At 28.0% G+C, this 23,478-nt stretch carries 25 protein-coding genes and 1 pseudogene; 13 read left to right on the top strand and 13 right to left on the bottom strand.

Annotation, left to right across the window (positions count from 1 at the left end):
- The first annotated feature begins 4 nt into the window (after nucleotides 1-4).
- The gene (gene coaD / locus ACQH24_RS01420; RefSeq protein ID WP_425380269.1) at nucleotides 5-427 is read left to right on the top strand and encodes a pantetheine-phosphate adenylyltransferase; all 423 of its coding nucleotides are present in this window, start codon (nucleotides 5-7) and stop codon (nucleotides 425-427) included.
- A gap of 82 nt (nucleotides 428-509) precedes the next feature.
- Here coaD and ACQH24_RS01415 read toward each other — a convergent pair whose 3' ends face one another.
- From ACQH24_RS01415 to ACQH24_RS01370, 10 genes and pseudogenes are all read right to left on the bottom strand, one after another.
- On the bottom strand, nucleotides 510-1,793 hold the full coding sequence (locus tag ACQH24_RS01415; protein WP_425380268.1) for a glucose-6-phosphate isomerase: 1,284 nt from the start codon (nucleotides 1,791-1,793) through the stop codon (nucleotides 510-512).
- Nucleotides 1,794-1,855: 62 nt separating this feature from the next.
- Nucleotides 1,856-2,179: a S1 RNA-binding domain-containing protein gene (locus ACQH24_RS01410; protein WP_425380267.1), complete on the bottom strand. Its 324-nt coding sequence runs from the start codon at nucleotides 2,177-2,179 to the stop codon at nucleotides 1,856-1,858.
- Between the two features lie 111 nt (nucleotides 2,180-2,290).
- On the bottom strand, nucleotides 2,291-4,276 hold the full coding sequence (gene topA / locus ACQH24_RS01405; RefSeq protein WP_425380266.1) for a type I DNA topoisomerase: 1,986 nt from the start codon (nucleotides 4,274-4,276) through the stop codon (nucleotides 2,291-2,293).
- A gap of 108 nt (nucleotides 4,277-4,384) precedes the next feature.
- Nucleotides 4,385-5,935 (bottom strand): hypothetical protein, encoded by a 1,551-nt coding sequence (locus ACQH24_RS01400; RefSeq protein WP_425380265.1) that lies wholly within the window; start codon nucleotides 5,933-5,935, stop codon nucleotides 4,385-4,387.
- Between the two features lie 164 nt (nucleotides 5,936-6,099).
- Nucleotides 6,100-7,210: pseudogene (gene ald / locus ACQH24_RS01395) on the bottom strand (alanine dehydrogenase).
- Nucleotides 7,182-8,834 carry a sulfite exporter TauE/SafE family protein gene (locus tag ACQH24_RS01390; RefSeq protein ID WP_425380264.1) on the bottom strand — a complete coding sequence of 551 codons (1,653 nt, stop codon included), beginning with the start codon at nucleotides 8,832-8,834 and terminating at the stop codon, nucleotides 7,182-7,184. The pseudogene ald and the gene ACQH24_RS01390 overlap by 29 nt, the downstream one beginning before the upstream one ends.
- A gap of 190 nt (nucleotides 8,835-9,024) precedes the next feature.
- The gene (gene arcC / locus ACQH24_RS01385) at nucleotides 9,025-9,957 is read right to left on the bottom strand and encodes a carbamate kinase (RefSeq protein ID WP_425380263.1); all 933 of its coding nucleotides are present in this window, start codon (nucleotides 9,955-9,957) and stop codon (nucleotides 9,025-9,027) included.
- 22 nt (nucleotides 9,958-9,979) lie between these two features.
- Nucleotides 9,980-11,473, bottom strand: a complete 1,494-nt coding sequence (locus ACQH24_RS01380; protein ID WP_425380262.1) for a YfcC family protein — start codon at nucleotides 11,471-11,473, stop codon at nucleotides 9,980-9,982.
- A gap of 36 nt (nucleotides 11,474-11,509) precedes the next feature.
- A complete protein-coding gene (gene argF, locus ACQH24_RS01375) occupies nucleotides 11,510-12,514 on the bottom strand; it encodes an ornithine carbamoyltransferase (RefSeq protein ID WP_425380261.1) in 1,005 nt (334 codons plus the stop codon).
- Between the two features lie 17 nt (nucleotides 12,515-12,531).
- A complete protein-coding gene (locus ACQH24_RS01370) occupies nucleotides 12,532-13,731 on the bottom strand; it encodes an arginine deiminase (RefSeq protein WP_425380260.1) in 1,200 nt (399 codons plus the stop codon).
- 532 nt (nucleotides 13,732-14,263) lie between these two features.
- On the opposite strand from ACQH24_RS01370, the gene ACQH24_RS01365 reads away from it, so the two are divergent.
- The 6 genes from ACQH24_RS01365 (at nucleotide 14,264) to ACQH24_RS01340 (ending at nucleotide 17,789) form a co-directional block, all read left to right on the top strand.
- Nucleotides 14,264-14,728, top strand: coding sequence for a hypothetical protein (locus ACQH24_RS01365; protein ID WP_425380259.1), 465 nt, complete (start codon nucleotides 14,264-14,266; stop codon nucleotides 14,726-14,728).
- A 1-nt stretch (nucleotide 14,729) separates the two neighbouring features.
- Nucleotides 14,730-14,888, top strand: a complete 159-nt coding sequence (locus ACQH24_RS01360) for a hypothetical protein (protein WP_425380258.1) — start codon at nucleotides 14,730-14,732, stop codon at nucleotides 14,886-14,888.
- Between the two features lie 59 nt (nucleotides 14,889-14,947).
- Nucleotides 14,948-15,223 (top strand): transposase, encoded by a 276-nt coding sequence (locus ACQH24_RS01355; RefSeq protein ID WP_425379385.1) that lies wholly within the window; start codon nucleotides 14,948-14,950, stop codon nucleotides 15,221-15,223.
- Nucleotides 15,166-16,035 carry an IS3 family transposase gene (locus tag ACQH24_RS01350; protein WP_425380674.1) on the top strand — a complete coding sequence of 290 codons (870 nt, stop codon included), beginning with the start codon at nucleotides 15,166-15,168 and terminating at the stop codon, nucleotides 16,033-16,035. Before ACQH24_RS01355 ends, ACQH24_RS01350 begins: the two co-directional genes overlap by 58 nt.
- An 82-nt stretch (nucleotides 16,036-16,117) precedes the next feature.
- On the top strand, nucleotides 16,118-17,395 hold the full coding sequence (locus tag ACQH24_RS01345; RefSeq protein ID WP_425380257.1) for a hypothetical protein: 1,278 nt from the start codon (nucleotides 16,118-16,120) through the stop codon (nucleotides 17,393-17,395).
- Nucleotides 17,376-17,789, top strand: a complete 414-nt coding sequence (locus tag ACQH24_RS01340; RefSeq protein WP_425380256.1) for a hypothetical protein — start codon at nucleotides 17,376-17,378, stop codon at nucleotides 17,787-17,789. Before ACQH24_RS01345 ends, ACQH24_RS01340 begins: the two co-directional genes overlap by 20 nt.
- A 5-nt stretch (nucleotides 17,790-17,794) precedes the next feature.
- Here the strand turns inward: ACQH24_RS01340 and ACQH24_RS01335 are convergent, their stop codons facing one another.
- From ACQH24_RS01335 to ACQH24_RS01325, 3 genes are all read right to left on the bottom strand, one after another.
- Nucleotides 17,795-18,754, bottom strand: a complete 960-nt coding sequence (locus tag ACQH24_RS01335) for a transposase (RefSeq protein ID WP_425379371.1) — start codon at nucleotides 18,752-18,754, stop codon at nucleotides 17,795-17,797.
- A 77-nt stretch (nucleotides 18,755-18,831) separates the two neighbouring features.
- A complete protein-coding gene (locus tag ACQH24_RS01330; protein WP_425380255.1) occupies nucleotides 18,832-18,975 on the bottom strand; it encodes a hypothetical protein in 144 nt (47 codons plus the stop codon).
- Between the two features lie 68 nt (nucleotides 18,976-19,043).
- Nucleotides 19,044-19,454, bottom strand: coding sequence for a hypothetical protein (locus tag ACQH24_RS01325; RefSeq protein WP_425380254.1), 411 nt, complete (start codon nucleotides 19,452-19,454; stop codon nucleotides 19,044-19,046).
- Nucleotides 19,455-19,732: 278 nt separating this feature from the next.
- Between ACQH24_RS01325 and ACQH24_RS01320 the strand changes: the two genes are divergently transcribed.
- From ACQH24_RS01320 to ACQH24_RS01295, 6 genes are all read left to right on the top strand, one after another.
- Nucleotides 19,733-20,218, top strand: coding sequence for a hypothetical protein (locus ACQH24_RS01320; protein ID WP_425380253.1), 486 nt, complete (start codon nucleotides 19,733-19,735; stop codon nucleotides 20,216-20,218).
- Between the two features lie 15 nt (nucleotides 20,219-20,233).
- Nucleotides 20,234-21,358, top strand: coding sequence for a hypothetical protein (locus tag ACQH24_RS01315; RefSeq protein WP_425380252.1), 1,125 nt, complete (start codon nucleotides 20,234-20,236; stop codon nucleotides 21,356-21,358).
- Between the two features lie 187 nt (nucleotides 21,359-21,545).
- Nucleotides 21,546-21,986, top strand: coding sequence for a hypothetical protein (locus ACQH24_RS01310; protein WP_425380251.1), 441 nt, complete (start codon nucleotides 21,546-21,548; stop codon nucleotides 21,984-21,986).
- Nucleotides 21,987-22,033: 47 nt separating this feature from the next.
- Nucleotides 22,034-22,225 carry a hypothetical protein gene (locus ACQH24_RS01305; RefSeq protein WP_425380250.1) on the top strand — a complete coding sequence of 64 codons (192 nt, stop codon included), beginning with the start codon at nucleotides 22,034-22,036 and terminating at the stop codon, nucleotides 22,223-22,225.
- 33 nt (nucleotides 22,226-22,258) lie between these two features.
- Nucleotides 22,259-22,453 carry a hypothetical protein gene (locus tag ACQH24_RS01300; RefSeq protein WP_425380249.1) on the top strand — a complete coding sequence of 65 codons (195 nt, stop codon included), beginning with the start codon at nucleotides 22,259-22,261 and terminating at the stop codon, nucleotides 22,451-22,453.
- 49 nt (nucleotides 22,454-22,502) lie between these two features.
- The gene (locus ACQH24_RS01295) at nucleotides 22,503-23,462 is read left to right on the top strand and encodes a transposase (protein ID WP_425379371.1); all 960 of its coding nucleotides are present in this window, start codon (nucleotides 22,503-22,505) and stop codon (nucleotides 23,460-23,462) included.
- Nucleotides 23,463-23,478 lie beyond the last annotated feature (16 nt).

Genomic DNA, 23,478 nt, shown 5'->3' with positions numbered 1-23,478 from the left:
AATATTGAAAGCAATATTCCCCGGTAGTTTTGACCCTATTCATGCTGGTCATATTAATATTATTAAGAAAGCCAGTGTACTTTTCTCAAAATTATATGTTGTTGTAAGTAATAACTTAGAAAAAACAAAACAAACGGACATTAAAATTCGTGCCGCACAAGTTATGACTATTTGTCAGCAAATTAATCCGCACATTGAAGTGATAATTAATGATCAAATATTAACTAGTGATTTTGCAAAAAAAATAGGTGCTAACTATATTGTTCGTGGATTACGTAATAACAATGATCTAAAATACGAAATGGAATTAGCATTTGCTAATAAGAAATTAAATGAAAATCTTGAAACAATTTTTTTTGTTGCTGATTATGGTTTGACCGAGATTTCCTCAACTTTTTTAAAACAAATTAAACAATTAAAGAAATAAAAAAATGAAATTCTATCTTTGGTAGAATTTCATTTCTAGATATTTTTTAATTAAAATACCTTATCTGAATATGTTTATTTTGTTATTTTAAATTTTTACCTAACAAATTAAACATATTTTTTTTATAAATTTCAACACCTGGTTGATCAAATGGATTTATCTGTAATAAATAAGCCGACATTGCACAAGCTTTCATAAATCAATACGATAAATAACCAAACATTCTGTCATTCATTGCCTCAAATTCCAAAATAATATTAGGAACATGTCCAGTTTTGGTATGAGCAGCAATAACACCCTGTATCGCAATTGTATTGACCTCATGTAATGTTTTTCCGGCCAGATAATTTAAACCATCAAGATCTTGCTCTGCTTTTGCTAAAGTAAGGTCTAATTGAGGGTTTTTAATTTCAATAACTGTTTCAAATAAAATGTTTTTTGTCCCCTCTTGAATAAATTGACCAAGAGAATGTAAATCTGTTGAAAAAATGCATGATAAAGGTAATAATCCTTTTGAATCTTTTCCTTCTGATTCTCCGAATAATTGTTTTCACCATTCGGTAATCATCTGCATTTGTAATTCATAACTTACAAGCATTTCTGCCTTATATTTTTTTTCAGAATTTAAAATATAACGCCCAACAGCATATTTATAGGCATGATTAGTTAAATCAGGAATTAATGTGTCTTGATAAGCTTGCTGTGCACCCTTAAAAACATTATCAATGTTAATACCACTGACTAGCATTGCAAAAACTCCGACCGGAGTTAAAACGGAATATCTTCCTCCGATATCATCTGGAATTACAAAGGTTTGATAACCTGCTTCATCAGCTAATGTTTTTAATGCCCCATTCTGTTTATCAGTAATCGCAACAATTAATTTTGCCGCTTTTAAAAGGCCTTCTTTTTTTTCTAAAAGTTCCTTACATAGACGGAATGCAATTGCTGGTTCTGTTGTTGTCCCAGATTTAGAAACAACACAAATTCCAAATTTCTTGTCCTCAAGATATTTTAAAACTTGTGCTGTATAAGTTGAAGACATTGTATTACCAAGATAAATCACTTTAACTTTTTGTTGACTATATAACCCATTAATCATTTCAATCGCAGCCCGAGCGCCAAGATAACTCCCACCAATTCCAATTACTAATAAAACATCAATTTCTTTAGTTAATTGTTGTGCTGTTTGTTTCATTGCCGTCAGTTCTGCTTGATCATAATTATTTGGTCATTCAACCCAACCTAAAAAATCATTTCCTAGGCCAGTTTTATCATGAATCATATGATGAATATCTTTAACTTGTCCTAAATATTTTTCAAAAACAGTCTCATTTAACGCATTAGTAAAATTTACTTTAATCATTTTAGTAATATTGCCTGCTTTCTATCTAATAAAAATTACGTTACTTATAAAATTTAAACGTTTTATTCATTTGTTAACGAATTTATTTTTTCACGTAGTGGTTGAAAACCTGCTCCTATTTCTTGAATTTGACTGTTGTTCTTTTTCAATAGTTCAGGTCGACAGTTTTTATAACTTAATTTAACCTGTTTTTTAACTGAATCAAATTCAAGTACTTCAACCTCAACACTATCACCAACATTAACAAATTCTTTAATATCTCTTACAAAGAAATCTGAAAATTCACTAATGTGAATTAATCCAGCCGCGTCTTTTAATTCGCAAAAAGCACCGAATGGTGTAATATTTGTTATTTTAACAATAATTTTTGTCCCTTTATCATACATTATTAGTTACGTCCCCTTTCTTAAACTATGGTAATTATACAGCCTTAATTCTGAAAATCATTTTCTAAATTAGAAAATATTTTTTTGGCCATAATAAAAAGGATTACTTTATTATTTTAATAAATTAATCCGATATAATCCATTGTGCTCATTATTATCACTATTTTGTCCTGTTTGATCTGATTTTTCTTCTTTATAAGAGTCGGTATACTGACAATTTGGATAATTAGTACATGCTTTAAAACGCTGGTAACGTTTATTAAATTTTAAAATAATTTCACCAACGCCACATTCTGGGCAGGGGCCAAATTTAGGGCCCGTTTGATGAATATAACGACATTTAGGAAAACCAGAACAAGCAATAAATTTACCATATTTTCCATAGCGATACACTAAATCACGACCACATTCTGGACAATCAATTCCTGCTTTTTCAACTGGAATTTCTTCCATTAATTCCATTGCGGCTTCAATTCGTGGTTCAAATCGTTCTCAAAATTCCTTTAATAATGGTTTTGGGTCAGTCTCACCATGCGCAATAACATCTAAGCTTTCTTCAATTGTTGAAGTATAAGTTTCATTAATAATATCGTTAAAATATTCTTGTAACTTATCACTTGTTAAAATTCCTTTTTCGGTTGCTTTAATCGCTTTATTTTCGACAATAATATAACCACGTTCTTTTAAAGTGCGCATAATTGGAGCATATGTAGAAGGACGCCCAACACCAATTTCTTCTAATGTTTTAATTAATTTTGCTTCTGAATAACGACTTGGTGGTTTTGTAAAGTGCTGAATTCCAAACAATTCATTTAAATTAATGATTTGATTTGGTTTCAGTACCGGTAATTTAGCAATTTCTTCATCCTCATCTAATGCTGAACATTTTAAAAAACCATCAAACTGAACCGTACTACCTGTCATTCGAAATTCATAATTATTATTATTATTCAAAATAATTGTTTTACTTAGTAATTTAGCATTTGCCATTAAGCTAGCAAGAGCCCGATTATAAATAATTTTATATAATCGTAATTGATCACGGCTTAAATATTCTTTTGCCATTTCTGGAGTCATTATTAAATCTGTTGGTCGAATTGCTTCATGTGCATCTTGAACATTTTTTTTATTTTTGGCAGATATTTTAACTTCACCCAAATATTTTTCCCCAAATTTAATGGTAATATAATCAAAAGCATCTTGAATGAATTTATCACTTAAACGAATTGAGTCTGTTCGCGGATAAGTAATAAAACCTGTGATATTATCTTTTACCTTAATTCCTTCGTATAATTGTTGAGCAATTAAAGAAGTTTTATTTGATGCAAAACCTAATTTACTACTTGCTTCTTGTAACATTGTTGATGTTGTATGCGGATTAGGTGATTTTCGGTTTTTTTCAATTTCCTTAATTTGCATAACAACAAAATCTTTTTTTAATGCTTTCTTAACCTTTAAAACATCAGCTTCCAATTTTAACTCAATTTTCTCATCATTAAATTTGGTTAATTTAACAATCGCTTTTTTATATAATCCTTCAATTGTCCAATATTCTTCCGAAATAAAATCTTGTCATTCTTTTTCCCGTTCCACAACTAACTTTAAAGCCACAGATTGCACGCGCCCAGCAGATTTTGACTTAATCTTTTTTTGTAATAATTTGCTAAGACGAAACCCAATAAACCGATCAAGAATTCGGCGGGTTTCTTGTGACCGCACTAAATTCATATCAAGATCCGTTTGATGTTTAAAAGCTTCTAAAACAGCATCTTTTGTAATTTCATTAAAACGAACACGACGTGATTTTTCATTGCATTTTAAAACTTCATTTAAATGATAAGCAATCGCTTCTCCTTCACGGTCAGGGTCTGTTGCAAGAATAACTAAATCAGCATCTTTTGCCTCTTGTTTTAATTTTTTTACTAATTTCTTTTTCCCACGTTCCATTTTATAAGTTGGTTCAAAAGTTTCAATATCAACTCCTAAACCAAATTCCCCTTTAGTTGATAAATTTCGAATATGCCCTTCCGAAGATAACACTAAATAACCATCACCAAGATATTTTTCAACTGCTTTTGTTTTTGTGGGGGATTCCATTATTACCAGCGTATTCGCCATTTCTTTTCTCCTTTAATTGTCCGATACATCACAATAATTATTATACATAATATTTTAAAAAAACTATTTAAATTTGTTTTTTTCAAATTAAAATAGATCACGAATCTTCTCAAAAATGATATTAATTTCATTAGCAATAGTTGGCACTGTAAAATAAAGAATAGTAACAATCCCAATTAGTAATAAGATTATTCCAATAATAGTTATACTAATTCAAAAGGCTTTGGCATTAAATTTTGATTGAATCACAACCCCAAATTGCTCTTTCTTAATTTTTTTGTTATTTTCTTTTTTTATCTGATAAAAATTATTGACTAATTTATCATACTGTTTTTCCGTGAGCCCAAATTCATTCATAATTTGAAATTGATCGATTTTATTATGCCCAAATTCATCAAACATTTTTTCATAAATTTGTTTTGCTTCTACTTTTCCTAAAAATGTCTTAATTGTATAATTTTGATATGTGCCTGGAGTTGGGCCCGTATCAGGCACACCATTTGGTGTGCTATTTTGTAAATCTTGTTCTGGCATAGTCTCTTCTACTGTAACAACATTTACCGTGTCTAAATCAATTACTGGCGCATTTACATCAAAAAAATCATTTAAATCTTCCGGCACAATATTTTCTTGTTTTTCATTAGCTGGTGGTTCATTAAAATATGTTGTCGTATCTGTATTAAATTGATTCTTGTCAAAAAGGACACTATGGCCATCATCTTGAACATCGTCAAGATCATTATCCAAATCTAAAAAATCAAAATCATTGTTTTGTAATAATGGATTTTGGGGTGAAGTTACCTCCGGTTCAACAGTTTCTACTGTGTTTATTGAATCTTCAAGGTCTGAAATTGGGGATTGTTGATTTCCATTTTCCTCTTTATTTTCTGCTGCCAAGGGATTTTCTGATAAAATAACTGTCTGAGTACTAGTAACAGTTGGCGAAGGCTTTTGGTAATCATCTCGTTTTTCTCAAATATCAACTAAAGTTTTGTTTAAGGCCTCGGCTTCTTTTAAATGACTAAGTGAAGTATCCAAAGTACTTTTTAATTCCTTATACTCATTAACATTTGTTTTAGATTGATGACGATTACGACTAATAAATTCATCTAAAATTTCAGAAATATGGACAGCTCAATTATATTCTTCTTCAACACTAGGAAGTGAGACCGGACGCCGAAAATCACTATAATAGTTCTCTTTCTCTGGTGGCGAAGCATTATAATCTCTTTGTCATGGATAGTAATCGTTTAATTGTTGATTAGGATGAAAATTATGCGGATTATCATTGACTGCTGAATATGGGCCAGCATTTACCGAAGTAGAATTGGAAAAAGAATTAATATTTGAATCATGATTAAAATTTTGATAATGTTGTCCAAAATTTGATCCTTGCGGTAATTGTTGCGAGGGAATTGGTTGTTGAATTATTGGTGAATAATGATATTGTGTTAACAATGGGGGACATAAATTTTGTGGTAGGGTATACTGCACTACCGATGGGGGTGTCGAATATGGATAAAACGGTGAATATGAGTATGGATATTGATAATAACTAAAAAAATCAGGATTATGATGAATCCGACAATTATTATGACAAGTTTGACTATGACCCTCTTTTTTTATGTATGTGCCCATTAAATATTCACCCTATTCGCAAATTACTAACTTATACTAATTATAACATAAAAACTAGCAAAATAATATGTCCCAACAATCCATAAAAGACCAATCAACGACAATTGCTGATTAATATTAATAAAAAATAATTGAAATTATTTCCAATTATTTTTTGAGTTTTATTAAATCGATAGAATATCAGTATAAACTAAATTAAGTGCTTCAGCAACAGGCGCAAAGACAAGTTTTCCGGCAATTGTTTGAACTCCTGCTCTAATTGCTGGATTTGACGAAAATAATACTTTTAAATCAGTATTAGCAATCGCAATCGCAAATTGAATCGTAGCATTTGTTAAAGCAATCGTACTTGTCCGTGGTACAACACCAGACATATTTGCAACGGAATAATGAATTACATCATGCTTAATAAAAGTAGGAGCATCATGTGTCGTTGACTTTGTAATCGTTTCAACACTACCCCCTTGGTCAATTGCAACGTCAATAATAATACTATTTTTTTTTCATTTTCTTAACCATTGCTTCCGTCACTAATTTTGGGGCAGATGCTCTCGGAACTAATACTGTTGATATTACGACATCACTATTAATAACAGCTTTTTCAATATTCAAGTGATTAGACTTTAAAATATTTACTTTATTACCAAACAAGTGATATAATTCTCTAATTCTGTTTTCATTATATTCAATTAGCGTAACATCACAATCAATATTTGCTGCCATATTCGCCGCGGCTGCCCCCGCAATACCGCCCCCAATAATAGTAACAATAGCACGTTCTGTCCCCGGTGTGCCATTCATTAGTAAACCATTTCCACCATTTGTTTTAAACATAAAATACATTGCATTAATAACTGCCAAACGCCCGGCCACTTCACTCATTGGTCGCAATAACGGCAATGATTTATCGGCAAGCTGAATCGTTTCATAGGCAATCGCCGTAACTTTTGCGTTAAGTAAGGCTGTTGTCAACGGTTTATTAGAAGCTAAATGAAAGTATGTAAAAATGATTTGTCCAGCATAAAAATATTTATACTCACTTTCTAGTGGCTCTTTAACTTTAATAATCATTTCTTGACTTCAAATTTCTGCTGATTTAGATAAAATAATAGCGCCAGCTGCCTTATAATCAGCATCAGTAAAACCACTATCTAATCCGGCATTTGTTTCAACATAAACTTGATGCTGATGTTTTAATAATTCAATAACGCCCGCCGGTGTAACTCCTACCCGACTTTCTTGGGCTTTAATTTCCTTTGGAATTCCTATTTTCATTTTCTTGATCCTTTCTCAAAGTCTCATGATTTAAATTAACATAAAACTGATGTTTTTTATAATATAAAGCCAAATAATCATCAAGTTGATTATTTAGAATATTATTTCAATTAGAATAATTATCAAATAATAAGATAGTCTTTTTATCAGTTATTCCCGCATTATTATCTTTTTTCCTAATTTTAAAATACGAGGATAATAACATAACAGCAACATAAAAAACTACAATAATTGCTAATCATTTCAGGTAATTAGTAAAAACAGCAGGTTTTACATTTAAACCAACTTCAACCCCAACAAAAACACTTAAAAAGGCCAAAACCACTCCAAGTGATCCGCCCAGCATTAATCCAAAACTTGTTTTTGGCTGATAATTATTATTTTTATAATAAGAATAAGCTGCCAATGGAAAAGCTGAACCAGAAGCTAATGTCATTATCGGAAAAGCAACCTTAATATCCATTCCTAGCAAAGCAACTGTTGCTAAGGCCGGAGCATATAAACCAATTCCAAAGGCTTGTAAACCGCCATAAATAATAAATAAAACAAATGCAAGTCCTAATTGTCAACTACTTAAACCAATTTTGCTACCGCTTGGTAAAACATTTAATTGTGTTAAAATCATTAGTATTCCAACAAGCGCTAACACAACTGCCATTACTAAACTAATATATTTTGCACTAATTTTTTTTGTTAATTCAGCGCCAATAAAACTCCCAATAATAGCCCCCAACACTAATAAAATTAATGTTACCACTTCGACATTAATTGCCGCAACAAAAACTGTTCCCGCAATTAAATTTGGAATTCCTAACCCCAGATTTAATGTCCCTGGTAAAAGAGCATTATTCTTAATAATCTTTCCAGCTTTTAACCCGGCAATTGCAACAGCAAAACTACCAACACCTAATGTATCTAAAAAAGAACTAATAAAACCAATTGAACTTATTTTAAAAATATTGTTTTTTCGATCTAGATAAATTTTTTTAATTACTTTAACCATTAAAACAAAGTAGCCACAAATAATTAACAATGTTATTAGTACAATAATAAAAGCTATTAAATATTCTGATTTAGCTAAATTGAAGGATTCATTTCTTGTTTTTGGCAAATATACAAAGTAATTTATTAATAGTGTTCCAATTACTATAATTGGAAGAATAATTAAACTGATTAAAATTAATATTTTAGGACTAAGTGAATGTTTTATTTTTGTCTTAACATAAATATCTGTCCCATTTTCTGATGTTTGCAATCCGATTGTTTTATCCAATTGCTTTATTTTTTTATTTAATTTCTTGATGTCATTTTTATATTCTTTTTGAAATGCCACATTACTTTCATAAGCATTTGCACATAAAACAAATATGGCATTAATATCTTGCTTTAAATCGTTTATTTTTGTCTGATATAAACTTTTTAATTTTTTTACACTAGTTTGATATTCCTCAAATGTTATATTTTTTTGACTTTTAAAGGTTTTTAATTCTAATCAGTGCTTTCTAAAATCTTGTTTTAAAGATTCTAGCAAAGTACTAAAATAATATAAATCAGTAATAAATTTGTTCAAATTAGCCTCTTGGTCTAAAATTTGAAATTTAATATCATATAGATCTTCTTTCATTATTTTGTTCCCTTATTTAATTCTTTATTTTTTTCTATAAAATTTTTTACATTCCTCCTATTCTATCAATTTCTTAAAAATACGATATAGTTTTAACACTTCTTAGTTTTTTCTTATTTTAATTATTACAAAAAAAAAGTAAAAAAAGTATTTTATTTTCAAATAAAATACTTTTTTACCTAGAATCTAATTATTTTTTAACCATTGTTCCAGCCTTACCTGCAAGAGCAGCTTTTGCCTGCGATAATTCGGCAATAATTGCTACTTTCTGAACCCCAGAACTAGCAAATTTCATTGCTGCTTGCACTTTTGGTAGCATACTTCCTAGTACAAACTGATTTTCTGCAATGTACTTATCAGCATCAGTTAAAGTTAAAACATCTAATGCTTTTTGATCAGGTTTACCATAATTAATAGCCACTTGCGCAACGGCCGTTAAAATCATTAACTTGTCAGCTTTAATTAATTCAGCTAATTTTGCACTAGCAAAATCTTTATCAATTACTGCTGGAACACCATGATAAACATTACCAGTTTTAACAACTGGTATTCCACCACCACCAACGGTAATCACAATATGCCCCTTATTAATTAAATCTTCAATAATATTTTTTTCGACAATATCAACTGGTTGTGGCGAAGCAATTACTCTTCGTCATCCCCGTCCTGCATCTTCTTTAACAATAAAACCATTTTTAGCTGCTAAATCTTTTGCTTCAGCTTCTGAATAAAAAGCACCAATTGGTTTGGTTGGAGTATTGAAAGCAGGATCTTTTTGATCAACTTCCACTTGTGTTACAATTGTCACAACGTTTTTATCAATTTTACGCTTATTTAATTCATTTAAAATTGCATTTTGCAAATGATAACCAATATAAGCTTGCGACATTGCTCCACATTCTGGAAATGGCATCATTGGAATTTTGTTATTAACATGTGATGCTTCATCAAAAGCATTATTAATCATTCCAACCTGTGGTCCATTCCCATGGGCAATAATTAATTCATCACCATTTGCAATAATATCTACCATTGCTTTAGCGGTATCTTTTACAATTTCTTGTTGTTCAGTGGAAGAATTTCCTAATGCGTTTCCCCCTAACGCCACAACTATTCTTGCCATATTTATATGTCCTTTCTTTTTCTTAGAATCAAGGTCCTGTGTTTGAAATTGGTAATAAAGTACCAACTGCTAAGAGAACAATCGACCCAATAGTAATTCCAACAATTAATGGTCATGATGCTTTAATAAAGCGGTCATATGGAACTTTTGAAATTGACAATGCCGCCATTAAAATCGCACTAGTTGGTGAAATTAAATTAATAATTCCATTAGCAAATGAGAAGGCCGTAATTGTTCCAGATGCTAAACCAGTTGAGACACCATTCGCAACAGGCCCCAAAATTGGAAAGACCGCCGTTGCAAATCCTGATGTTGAAGGAATTACAAAAGAAATAATTAAGAAGAATAAGAACGCTACCATAATAAAGCCAGTTTTCCCCAATGATGACATTGGTGAAGATAATCCACTAATTAATTTGCTTTGCATTCCAGTATTAGTCATAATAAAACCAATACCTGCCGCAAACGCAATGATTAAACAGACAGATAAAATATCGGCTGATCCACGGACAAAACTATTTACATAGTTTTCTTCTCCTTTTCAATTAAGGCATGCAATTACAATTGATGCAATAAAGAATAAAGCAGAAATTTCCATAAAATATCATTTCCCCACTGGAGCAAAAAAGTGTGCAATATATGGGGCATGGTCACTAACTAATTTTGTGAAATCGACAAAAATGGGAATACCAAATTTGTCTCATCCAATTAGGGTGAAAATCATTAAAGCAAAGGTGACCATAAAAATTGTCATAATTGCTTTCCGTTTACCATTATATTCAGGCAAATCAGCAGCAATCGCAAATTCTGCTTCATAAAAATCTTTTTTATCAAATAATGGTGATTTTCCAGGAGTACGACGAACTCGTAACGCATATCAAACAACAAAGGCAATTCCGCCAGCTGTTAATAATAATCATGAAACTACTCTTCATACAATCCCTGTTAATGATGCTAATCCACTACCAGGAAGACCAGCATTAGAAACTGCAATTTGAACAACAAAGGGATTTAGTGTTGACCCAATACATCCAATACCAGCTCCTAATAAAATTGTCATTACCGCGGTTAAGACATCAAAGCCAGCAGCTAATAAGACCGGAATAATAACAGGATATAACGCAATTGTTTCTTCTCCCATTCCATAAGTTGTTCCCCCAACTGAAAATAAAAACATTACAATTGGAATAATTCAAATTTCGCGACCTTTCATTTTAGCTACTAAACGTCCAATACCAGCATCCAATGCTTTTGATTCAATAACAATTCCTAAGAATCCTCCCAGCACTAAGATAAAGACAATAACATCAACTTTATCTTTGAAACCTTCCATTGGTGCTAAGAATAAATCAAAAATACCAGCTGCCCCCCCCGCGTGTGTTTCTTTATCCACAACATATGAGCCAGTTGTTCCTGGAATTCAAGAAATAATAATAATTAACAACGTAATTCCTAATAAGATTGTGAATGCTGTTGGTAATTTAAACTTAAATTTTTTCTTATTTTTAAGATCCATTTCTACAACCCTTTCTAATTTATTTTTTAATAAATTCTAACCACGAATTGTTGCAAGCATTACTGCTTTAATAGTATGTAAACGATTTTCTGCTTCTTCAAAAGCACGTGAATATTTTGAACGGAATACTTCATCAGTAACTTCTAATTCACCAGTTCCCCCAAATTGTTTAATTACTTGTTGAGCAGTATCAGTTTCACCATTATGGAAACTTGGCAAACAATGTAAGAAAATTACATCTTCTTTTGCTTGTTTCATTTTTTCCATTGTTACTTGATATGGTGTTAAGTCTTTAATTCTTTGTCCTCATACTGCTGGGTCTTCTCCCATTGACACTCACACATCAGTTGCAATTGCATCCGCATCTTTTGCCGCTGTTTTGTGATCTTCTGTCAAAGTAATTGAACCACCATGTTCTTTTGCAATAGCTTCTACTTTTTTTAACAAATCTTTATCTGGTCATAAATCTTTTGGCGCACAAGCAACAAAATGCATTCCTAATTTAGCACTAACAACCATATAACTATTTGCCATATTGAAGCGTGAATCGCCAAAGTAAACAAATTTTAACCCTTTCATATTACGACGACCTTTTTCTTCTTGCAAAGTTAAAATATCCGCTAACATTTGGGTTGGATGAAATTCATCAGTTAAACCATTTCAAACTGGTACTCCTGAATATTTTGCTAAAGTTTCAACATCAGTTTGTTTAAAACCACGGAACTGAATTCCATCAAACATTCTTCCTAGTACTTTTGCTGTATCTTCAACCGATTCTTTTTTACCCATTTGACTACCACTTGGTCCTAAATAAACGGGATGCATTCCTAAATCAAATGCCCCTACTTCAAAAGCACATCTTGTCCGTGTTGAGTCTTTTGCAAATAACAAAGCCACAGATTTACCAGCTAATGGTTTTTGTTCTGTTCCGGCATATTTTGCATCTTTTAATTGTTTTGATAAATCTAATAAATAGTAAATTTCTCTTTGTGTGAAATCTAATAATGTTAAAAAACTTCTTCCTTTTAAATTTACAGCCATTTTATTTCTCTCTCCTTTTAAATATCTTCTCTTCAAATTGGCATTGACATACAACGAGGTCCACCACGACCACGTGATAATTCAGCTGAATCAATAACATGAACTTTGACTCCTGCTGCTTTTAATAATTCGAGCGTAACATGATTACGTGAATAAGCAATTACTTCAGCAGGACGAACTGTAATTACATTTGTCCCATCATTTCATTGTTCTCTTGCTTGCACAATTGGATCTTCACCCCCACATTTGAAAATGTGAACTGGTTTTCCAATTTCTGTTGATAAGTAATCTTTGATGGTTTCTTTAATTTCTGTAACACCATTTTTTGTAATTTCAAAGATTTTAAACTCACCCATTGCCTCAAAAATTAATGGATGGGCAATAAATTTATCATAATCAATATTTGTAAAAACAGTATCTAAGTGCATAAAAGCACGATTTTTTGTTTTTAAATCCAAAGCAATTACTTTTTCGTAACTAATTGAATCATTTTCAATTATGTTTTTTGCTACTATTTTAATTGCTTTCATTGATGTTCGCTGTGACGCTCCAATGATTAATGTTTTTTTATTTAAAACTAAAATGTCTCCACCTTCTAAAGTTTCTTTTTCATCCCGACTATATCAGTAATTAATTTTATCTTTAAAACGAGGGTGATGTCTTAAAACAACATCCGAAAATAATGTTTCACGATTTCTTGTTACCGTAAACATTTTATGAATTGTTACTCCATTCCCAATTGATGCAAATGTATCACGTTGAAATAAAATATTGGGTAGAGGATCAACCACTAACGGATAATCATCAGTCATTTCAACACCTAATTCATATTTTGTTACCCCTGCAATCATTTTGTTAACAAGAGCTTGATTATCTAATTTATCTAAATAAGTACGCAACTTACTAATATATATATCCTTTACTCCAGATTCTTTTAAAAATTGTTCTAACAAATTTTGCCGCATTTTTGGATCAGTTTCTAAAACTTCCGCAACTAATTTTTCAATGTATAATACTTCGACACCTAAATTTTTAAAAGTCTTTGTAAAAGCATCATGCTCTTTTTGTGCAACCTTTAAATCTGGCGTGTCATCAAATAACAATCTTTCTAATAAATCCGGTGATAAATTGGCTAATTCATCGCCAGGTCTATGTACTAAAACAGTTTTTAATTCACCTATTTCTGAGTAAACATTAATACCATATTTTTCTGCCATACTATATTTCCTCTTTATTTCTACACTAAATTTTAATAAGATTTTAAAAAACTTATTTAAAAATTTTAAAGATAAATATGCAAAAAAAAGTAAAAAACAATTTGTTTTTAAATATATAAAATGCCTATTAAGTTGTAATATTTTAACATCATATAATAAATATACTTTTTTGTATTCGTTCTTCTCCTAGCACAATATATATTTATCGGAGAATATGGATTTTACATATTGCAGAAGTAAAGATGCCATTCCCTACTTTTTTACCTTTATAAAATTATCATACTCTTTTACAAATTTTTATTCAATATTTATTAAAAAATATTAAAAAAAAATGTAAAGTAAAGATGCTGTATTTGCTAGGTATCTTAAATTTACTAAATTAACATGAAGTTTTGATAAAATCCTTGCTGGTGTTGATTATGCTCAAGCAGATAGCCCAAATGGACATAAAACAAGTGCTAGTTTATGAGTGTATAATTCAAATTTAAAAAAAGTACATAAAATAGGTAAATATACTCATTCAAATGCAACAATGGAATATAAAGATGTTTTTGAACAAGCAAATGATATTATTCAATTTTATTTATCTAGTTTAAAAAATAGTACTATATTTATTGAAAGTGGTTTAACAATTAATGTTGATTATGGTGCAGGTGGTAGAGCATTTATTGATGTTCTTAATAAGGAAAAAATAAAATATCGATATGGTAAATTATTAAGATTTGAAAAAGTTGATAAAAGTATATGATTAGTTACTGATCGTGTTAATTCATTTATTGGTGCAATGATTAGTGGAAAAATGACCCATGATTTAATTTTAGAAGAAAGTAATACTGAATATCCAATGATTCAGTGAAAAGAAAAACTAAATAGTGAAAAAGAAGACATAATGCCATTATATGATGATGAATTTGACTCTGATTATTATGCATTAAGTGAATATATAAGAGAGATTGTGCAATCATCAAATAATAGATTAATAAGGGAGTATATTTAAAATGTATATATATTTAATTGATATAGATAAAATTATTGGAAAATATAAAAAGAATATTCCTAAAAATAATATTTTTGTTTATAAATGTAAAAATGATTATAAAGTTTTAAAAGTAGATAAAGTAGAAAAAGAAAGTAAATTATTGGATAGGTTAAGATAAATTGGACAACAATAATGTAGAGTAAATATTTATAATTAAATTACAATGGAGGTGTAATTATGGCAAAGAATCATTATACCGATGAATTTAAGCAACAAATTGTTGGTCTTTACAAAATGGGTCAAACTCCTGAACAATTAGCCAATGATTACCAAATTGGTAAATCTACTGTTTGGAAATGAGCTCACCAATTTAGTAACTCGGACTCATTTAAAGCTAAAGACAATAGAACGCCAGAAGAAAACGAATTAATTCAATTACGTAAAAAAGTTAAACAATTAGAAATGGAAAATGACATTTTAAAGCAAGCAACACTGATAATCGGCAAAAAATAGCAATCATTAAAAATAACAAAGCAAAATATCCAATTATTAATTTATGTAAAACATTGAAATTGGCTAGATCAACATATTACTATCAATTAAAAGCAAATAATCCCAAGAATAATCAAAACATTGATAATGCTGTTATCAGTATTTTTCTAAAAAGTCGTAAAAATTATGGAACAAGAAAAATTAAAATCATGCTAGCTCAGCAAAATATTATATTATCTCGTGTAAAGATTAGTAAAATAATGAGAAAATATAACTTAATTTCAAATTATACAAAAATCAAATACAAACATTCAAATACAAGCAATGTTACATATAAATATAATAATTTATTAAATCAAGAATTTAATAATTATAAACTACATGAAGTTGTTGTCAGTGATTTAACATATGTTTTTATTAATAATAAATGATATTATGTTTGCTTTCTAATTGATTTATTTAATCGTGAAATTATTAGTTATGATGTTAGTTTACACAAAAATGCAAAATTAGTTAAAAATACCTTTAATAAACTTAACTTTACATTAAATGATATTAAAATATTTCACACTGATCAAGGTAGTGAATTTAACAACAATCTTATTTATAACTTTTTAACTAAAAATAACATTCAAAAGTCTTACAGTAAACCAGGTTGTCCTTATGACAATGCTGTTGCGGAATCAACATACAAAATTTTTAAAACTGAATTTATTAAAAATAATAAATTTAAAAACATTGAGCAGTTTAAATTAAAATTATTTGATTACATTAATTGGTACAATAATATTCGAATTCATAGCAAACTAAATTATTTAACACCAGTAAAATAGAGAAATTATTACTCTACATAAAATTTGTCCAAAAAACCCTTGCCATTCCATTCCAATAATAGTTGCTCAAAGAAAAGTAAGAATGGAAATAGGAAGAGGTTTACTTTGTGATAGTGAAGATGAACAAGCATTAATTCATTGACAAAATTGATATCATAAAAGAAAAGTTTATGAAAAATTAATTAAAATGTCATGAACTAAATCATTATTAGGTGTTGCAGTTATGTTTATATATGAAACACGAGATGGTGATTTAGATATTATGTTAGGTACAGCATTATTTACTAATTTTGTATCTAAAATTAATGAAGAAGAACAATCAGCAGATATTTCAATATTACCTAATCAAGATGATACTGGTTATATATTTCATGTTACTATTAATGATAAATATATTCAAATTGATTCATATCCTAATGATGAGAATACACAATCAGGAGCAGTTAGTGGAAAAATAGATAAAAGTTTAAGAATTGAAAAAAGAACATATATTAATAAATTAGGTCGTTTTCCATTAATACAAATTCCTAATTTTATTAAAGCTAATTTACAAGGTCAAGCTTCTAGTACAATGTTAAGTTCATATCCTGATATTTACCCTACTTTATGATTAATTGAAGATTTACAAGATAATTTATTTATTAAAAAGAAAACAAGAAGATTTTCAAGAGCAAGAGGATATATTCAAGCAACACCTACTGAAATTAGTAATGTAAAAGAAAAGAAAAAAACTTGAGAAGATTATGAAAGTGATTTTGTTATTGAGAATTTAAATAATACTTATGATGAAAAAAGTGGTAGTGCAACTGTTAATTATGTTCAAGGACAATATAATTCAAGTGATTATAATTTAGATACTGATCATATTTTAAAATTAGTATTTCGCGGTATTGGTTTATCATGACAATCAAATGAGCAAAATACATATGTTAGCCAAAATGAAACATTAATTATGCAAGCAGAAGATATTGAATCACAAGCAGTATGACAAGAATTCTTATTAGATTATTTATATCGTTTATTTGATTGTTGATGAATATTTCATAAATATTGAAAAGTTGAAAATAATAATTGAGATAAAACTGAACGCCCTTATTCATTAAAATTTAAACCTGCTGGAATTATTGACCAAATGCGTTTAGTTGATACAAATAATACAAGATTAGAAAATGCAACAATGAGTCGTGCTAAATATATACATATTGTTGATAATATTCCTATGACATTTGCTATAAAAGAAGTTGAAAGAATTGATAAAGAGCAATTAGAAACTAATTCTAAATTTGATTTAGAAAATGAAGATGAACAAAACGAAAGTAATAATACAGGAGGCATAAAAGATGAATTTAAACAAAAATAATTCAAAAGAAGCAATACAAATTAATAATCAAGTATTATATACAGCAATGAGAATGGCCTCTACTGATTCAAAAGTTATTAAAAGAAAAATACAAGAATTAGATAAATGATTTATATTTCCTTTTGTAATTACTAATGGTGTTATTCCATTAACTACAAGTGGCTATAAACCAATTAATAGTATTCCACAAGATTACTCCGAATTTACTTTAGCAATTACTGGTAATGCAACTATTATTGCTCAATGAAGAAATGCTTTTAAATTAAAACAAGTTAATAAAGGAACAAAAGAAAATAATTCTTTAATTTTGTCGAAAACTCTTGATGAAATAAAAAAAATCATCAATATGACAATTTGAAAACTAATTTTGTGTAAGATTATGATTTTGCTTTAAATTTTTTAAACGTTAAAATATAATACCGTTGATTGTTGTTTTGGTGTTAAACCTTTATGTTGGTATTTTCATTTTCATAGATTTAAATAATTTTGAATATTAGTGAAACCCAAACCATGATAATGAATTAAGGCTTCTTTAAGACTCGATTGTAATTTACTAATCTTATTTAACTTTCGATAACTAGTATCAGGATTTGTACTAGTTTTGGTAGAATATAGAGTAGAATTTGTTTGTTTTGCTACTAATAAATATAATGGTTGCATGTCAGAAATAATTATTGATTTTTCTTTAATTAATTGCTTATTCATATTTTCAATAATTCATTGTTTTTGTAATCGTTTGGTATTGGTGGATTGAACAAAAATATTATTATTGCTATCAACTACCATTTGAATACAGCATTTGGTATTAGTTGAAAATGGATCAAGATGAGTTTTTCGTTTATCAAATTTATCTTTAAAATTACCTTTATGGATTTCTTTAATAAAAGTTTCATCAATTTGGATTTGACCATTTAATTTTTTAAATTTTAATTGAGTATTTTCTAATTGTTTTGATTGCATTAATTTTTGACGATTATATCAAGCAGTTTTTGGTGTTGTTTTAATAAAACGGGAAATTATTTTACTAGATTGTCCTAATAATGAAATTTGAATTAATAAATTTCACTGTTCATAATTTAAATGACTTCAATAAGTAAAATGATGACGAAAAGCATCAAAACTAGCACGACATTTTTTACATAAATATTTTTGTTTTCCTTCGGGATTATGACCATTTTTAACACAATGATAAGATTTACAATCAGGACATATAATGCCTTTATCTCTAAATTTTTGATCAATTTCATTTAAACGTTTTTGTTTTTTGATTACTTCTGCTTCTTTTTTTATTTTTTCAGCAAATTCTAAAAATTGATCATCTGTAAAACTGTTTTTTAATTCTGTAATTATTTTTTCCATCAATTATTTACCTCTATATATTAAAAATATACCTAAAATTAGATATATTCTATAAATATCAAGAGTTTTCGACAAAATTAAAGTTCTATTTTGTATAATTTAAATATTTGTTCATAATCTTCATCTGTTTTTGGAATTCCTATTTCGTAACTAAAATCAAAAAATTCGCTTTTTTTATTGTTTTGAACTGCTTTTTTCCATGCTTTTTCTCATGATTTCATTATTTTATGAGAATCATCACTTAATGAATTTGTATTATTAAACTTTAATATTCACTCTGTTGCTTCTTTTAATATTTTTTTTCATTTTCAGAAAAATATTTTCAATTAAAATAATCTTCAAAATAAGTGGGCGATAAGTTTTTGAAACTAAATAATATTTTATTTAAATCATTTTCTTTTTCTTTTTTTAATACACTGTAAGTAAAATATTGAAAAGTTCCACCTTCATTAATAAAATTTGATATTTTGTAAGGAACTGGCCCCCGTTTTAGGGCTACAAAATTTAAAATAAAAAAATGACCTGAAAATTCTTTTGCAGCTTTTCATTCTAAAAAAGATAAAAATTTAAAAATATGCATTTTATAAATTTGTTTTTTATTTTCAAATGTTGAATTTAATAGAAACAATATTGCCATTTCAATTTTATTTGCTTCTATTGGCGATATTTTTAAATATTTAGATAGCATAGTTTCTTTCATTTTAATCACTCCGTTTTATTTCTATGATAATTATACAATAAAAAATAAAAAAAAGAATGACCCCTCGTCATTCTTATTAGTAATTATATATCAATAAATAATAATTTCAATTCAATTATAACACTTTTCTTTTATTTGTTTAGTATTTGTTTACAAAATATATTGCATTTGTTAACTATTTATATATAATCAAGTTATAGGTTAATCTTCCTTAAAAAGAGTCTTAACTATTATTTGTTAAAAGTGTTAATCCAACACTTAAATAAGGAGGAATTATAATGGCAAATATAGAAAAAATTAAAGAAATTTTAGAAATTGATGATGAAAAAGCACAAGCAGTTAATGAATTATTAGACGCTCAAGCTAAGCAAATTCGTGAATCAATTAAAAACCGTGAAAATGTAGTTGATAAAGTAGAATTTGAAACTGTTTCTATACAATTACAAGAATTAAAAAATAAAAGTGATTCATTAGAAAATGAATTATATTTAAAAAATTATACAGATAAAAATAAAAAGATTATTGCTTCATTAATTAATAATGATGAATATAAAAATTTATCTAAACAAGAAAGAATAAATAAAATAGCTGAGGAATATAATATTAATTCAGTTGATGGTACTGTTGATGGTGGATCAGTTATTGATCAAATGCTTAAAAGAAGTGAAGAGATTAAAACTAATCGATTAGAAGAAATAAAGAAAAATGGTGCAAAAACTGATGATGATATTATTGCTTATGCTAAAAGTTTAACATGACAATAATAAGGAGGAAAACCTATGGCAAAAATAGGTGGAAAATCAAGTATTACATTACCAACAGTTTTTCAAGTTGGTGGTAATAATGCAACAGAAAAAGCAATTGGCGATATTGCTGTTTTACAAATTAAAAAGATTTTAGAAGCAGATAGTGAATATATTGACGCTACTGAAATGATGATGTTAACTGCTCAACAAATAACAATGTCAGAGGGTTGAGAACAAGGACAATATGTATTCCCAGAGCGTATGGTTTGGGGTACTGATTATGATATAAATTCTGGAATGGAACAACAAAAAGTATCAGTACGAAGAGCAACTGTTATGTTGGACCAAATGTTAACATTTAAATATGATGTTCCTACATTTGATGTTGTTCGTTTTATGGAATCTCCAGTTGAAGTACGAACAACTACAATTGGTGAATGAATGAGAACAATTACTCGTAATTGATATTCAAATATGAATGCAATTTACTTACAAGGCGTAGTTGATTCATGTATTGCAACTGGTCAATTTATTAAATTACCAATTCCAACTGATAATGATTCAGCACAAGAAACATTTTATAAAATTAATGATATTTCAATTAATTTAGTACAAAAAGTAAATTCATTAATGTTTGGTACTAAAAAAGATGATTTAATGGTACATGTATCAATGCCAGCATTTGCTCAATTTACAAAAGCATATATTAAAATTTTAGATCAAACAGCAGCAGATACATTAGCAACTGGTCAATTATGAAAAAAAATGATTGTTGGTGTTGATGTATTTGAAAGTTGATATTTAGGTCGCCAATTTAATAAAGGAAAAGAAAATGGAATTAATAAAGATTTAGATTTTAATTTAAATTTTAATTCAACAGTTGGTGCATGAGGATTTATAGGGCATAAACAAGATTGTGCAATGCCTCAAGGTTGAAAAAGTATTCAACAAGTTATTAATCAAAATACAGGTAATATTCGTTATTTAGGTCGTGGATTATATTCATTACCTACATTTATGCGACAATTACATTGATTATTTGTAACTGGTGATGTTTCTAATACTGATATTACTAATGCTCAAAATAATCGTGGTATTACATTTGAATTAGCACCTTGAATTAATTTAGAACCACCAACACCCAGGACCAGCCCCTAGGAAAATAAATATAAGTAATATTGCTACACCGACAGCAACAGAAAATGATTTTATTATAAATGTTTTAGATCCTAAAACAGCAACAGAAAATGAAATAAGTAATGTTTATAAAAATTCTGTTTTATTAGAAATTAAAAAAATTAATGATAGTTTAACAGAAAATGACTATGAAATAAGCACTGATTTTATGGGGAAAAATGATATTAATTTAATTGCTAATAGTAATAATTTTATTTTAAATATTAAAGGTAAAAATAATGCTGAGGGACAAAAAGTAGTTAATATAAATGCAACTAAATTTACACTAAAAAATTTAAGTGATGTAATTAATGGTGATGTTGATAACCCAACAGAATTTAAAGTTAACGACCCTAAAAATGTAGTAAAAAATGAATTAATTAATGCATTACAACCTCAAATTATAAAAGGTATTGATGATGACTTACAAGAAACTATAACAGAAAATGATTTTGAAATTGTCATTAAAAACCCTGATTTTAATACAAAAGCAAGATATGATATGTCAGTACCAACTCAGGTTATAATTTCTTTAAATGGTAAAAATTGATTAGTAGGTAATTCAGCAAATGATATTAATATTCAAATGCCAAGTGCTACAAAAAAGTAGTTAATAATTATTATGTTGTTAAATTAATAAAATAAAGGAGAATAGTTATGTCACAAACAATTAAATCAAATTTATTTGAAAATAATCAAATAAAACAAATTAATAATTCAAATCAACAATGAAGTTTACAAAAAGAAAATAAAACTGTTGAAGAACAAATGGAATATACTTTAACAAATGAAGATAAATCAAAACCTTCAGGAATTATTAGTTCTAAGTATCCAACAAATATTTATTAGGAAGGCAGGTAGGAAACTACCTTTTCTTGTTTAATGTTACGATTAATAAGATTATTATCTGGTGCTTTACAAGATACAACTGTTGGTGAATTATTAAAAACTGATTTGGAAAAATATGGAATTATTAAAAAAGAAGTATCTCAATTTAAAAAATTATATAATTGAACAGATCCACAAAAGATTTTACAATATTTCTTTAATTTTGTCGAAAACTCTTGATATTTATAGAATATATCTAATTTTAGGTATATTTTTAATATATAGAGGTAAATAATTGATGGAAAAAATAATTACAGAATTAAAAAACAGTTTTACAGATGATCAATTTTTAGAATTTGCTGAAAAAATAAAAAAAGAAGCAGAAGTAATCAAAAAACAAAAACGTTTAAATGAAATTGATCAAAAATTTAGAGATAAAGGCATTATATGTCCTGATTGTAAATCTTATCATTGTGTTAAAAATGGTCATAATCCCGAAGGAAAACAAAAATATTTATGTAAAAAATGTCGTGCTAGTTTTGATGCTTTTCGTCATCATTTTACTTATTGAAGTCATTTAAATTATGAACAGTGAAATTTATTAATTCAAATTTCATTATTAGGACAATCTAGTAAAATAATTTCCCGTTTTATTAAAACAACACCAAAAACTGCTTGATATAATCGTCAAAAATTAATGCAATCAAAACAATTAGAAAATACTCAATTAAAATTTAAAAAATTAAATGGTCAAATCCAAATTGATGAAACTTTTATTAAAGAAATCCATAAAGGTAATTTTAAAGATAAATTTGATAAACGAAAAACTCATCTTGATCCATTTTCAACTAATACCAAATGCTGTATTCAAATGGTAGTTGATAGCAATAATAATATTTTTGTTCAATCCACCAATACCAAACGATTACAAAAACAATGAATTATTGAAAATATGAATAAGCAATTAATTAAAGAAAAATCAATAATTATTTCTGACATGCAACCATTATATTTATTAGTAGCAAAACAAACAAATTCTACTCTATATTCTACCAAAACTAGTACAAACCCTGATACTAGTTATCGAAAGTTAAATAAGATTAGTAAATTACAATCCAGTCTTAAAGAAGCCTTAATTCATTATCATGGTTTGGGTTTCACTAATATTCAAAATTATTTAAATCTATGAAAATGAAAATACCAACATAAAGGTTTAACACCAAAACAACAATCAACGGTATTATATTTTAATGTTTAAAAAATTTAAAGCAAAA

The organism is Spiroplasma endosymbiont of Stenodema calcarata (assembly GCF_964031205.1).
Lineage (GTDB): Bacteria > Bacillota_I > Bacilli_A > Mycoplasmatales > Mycoplasmataceae > Spiroplasma.
Note: the sequence above shows the minus strand (reverse complement) of the source record. Positions and strands in the feature narration are given on the sequence as shown.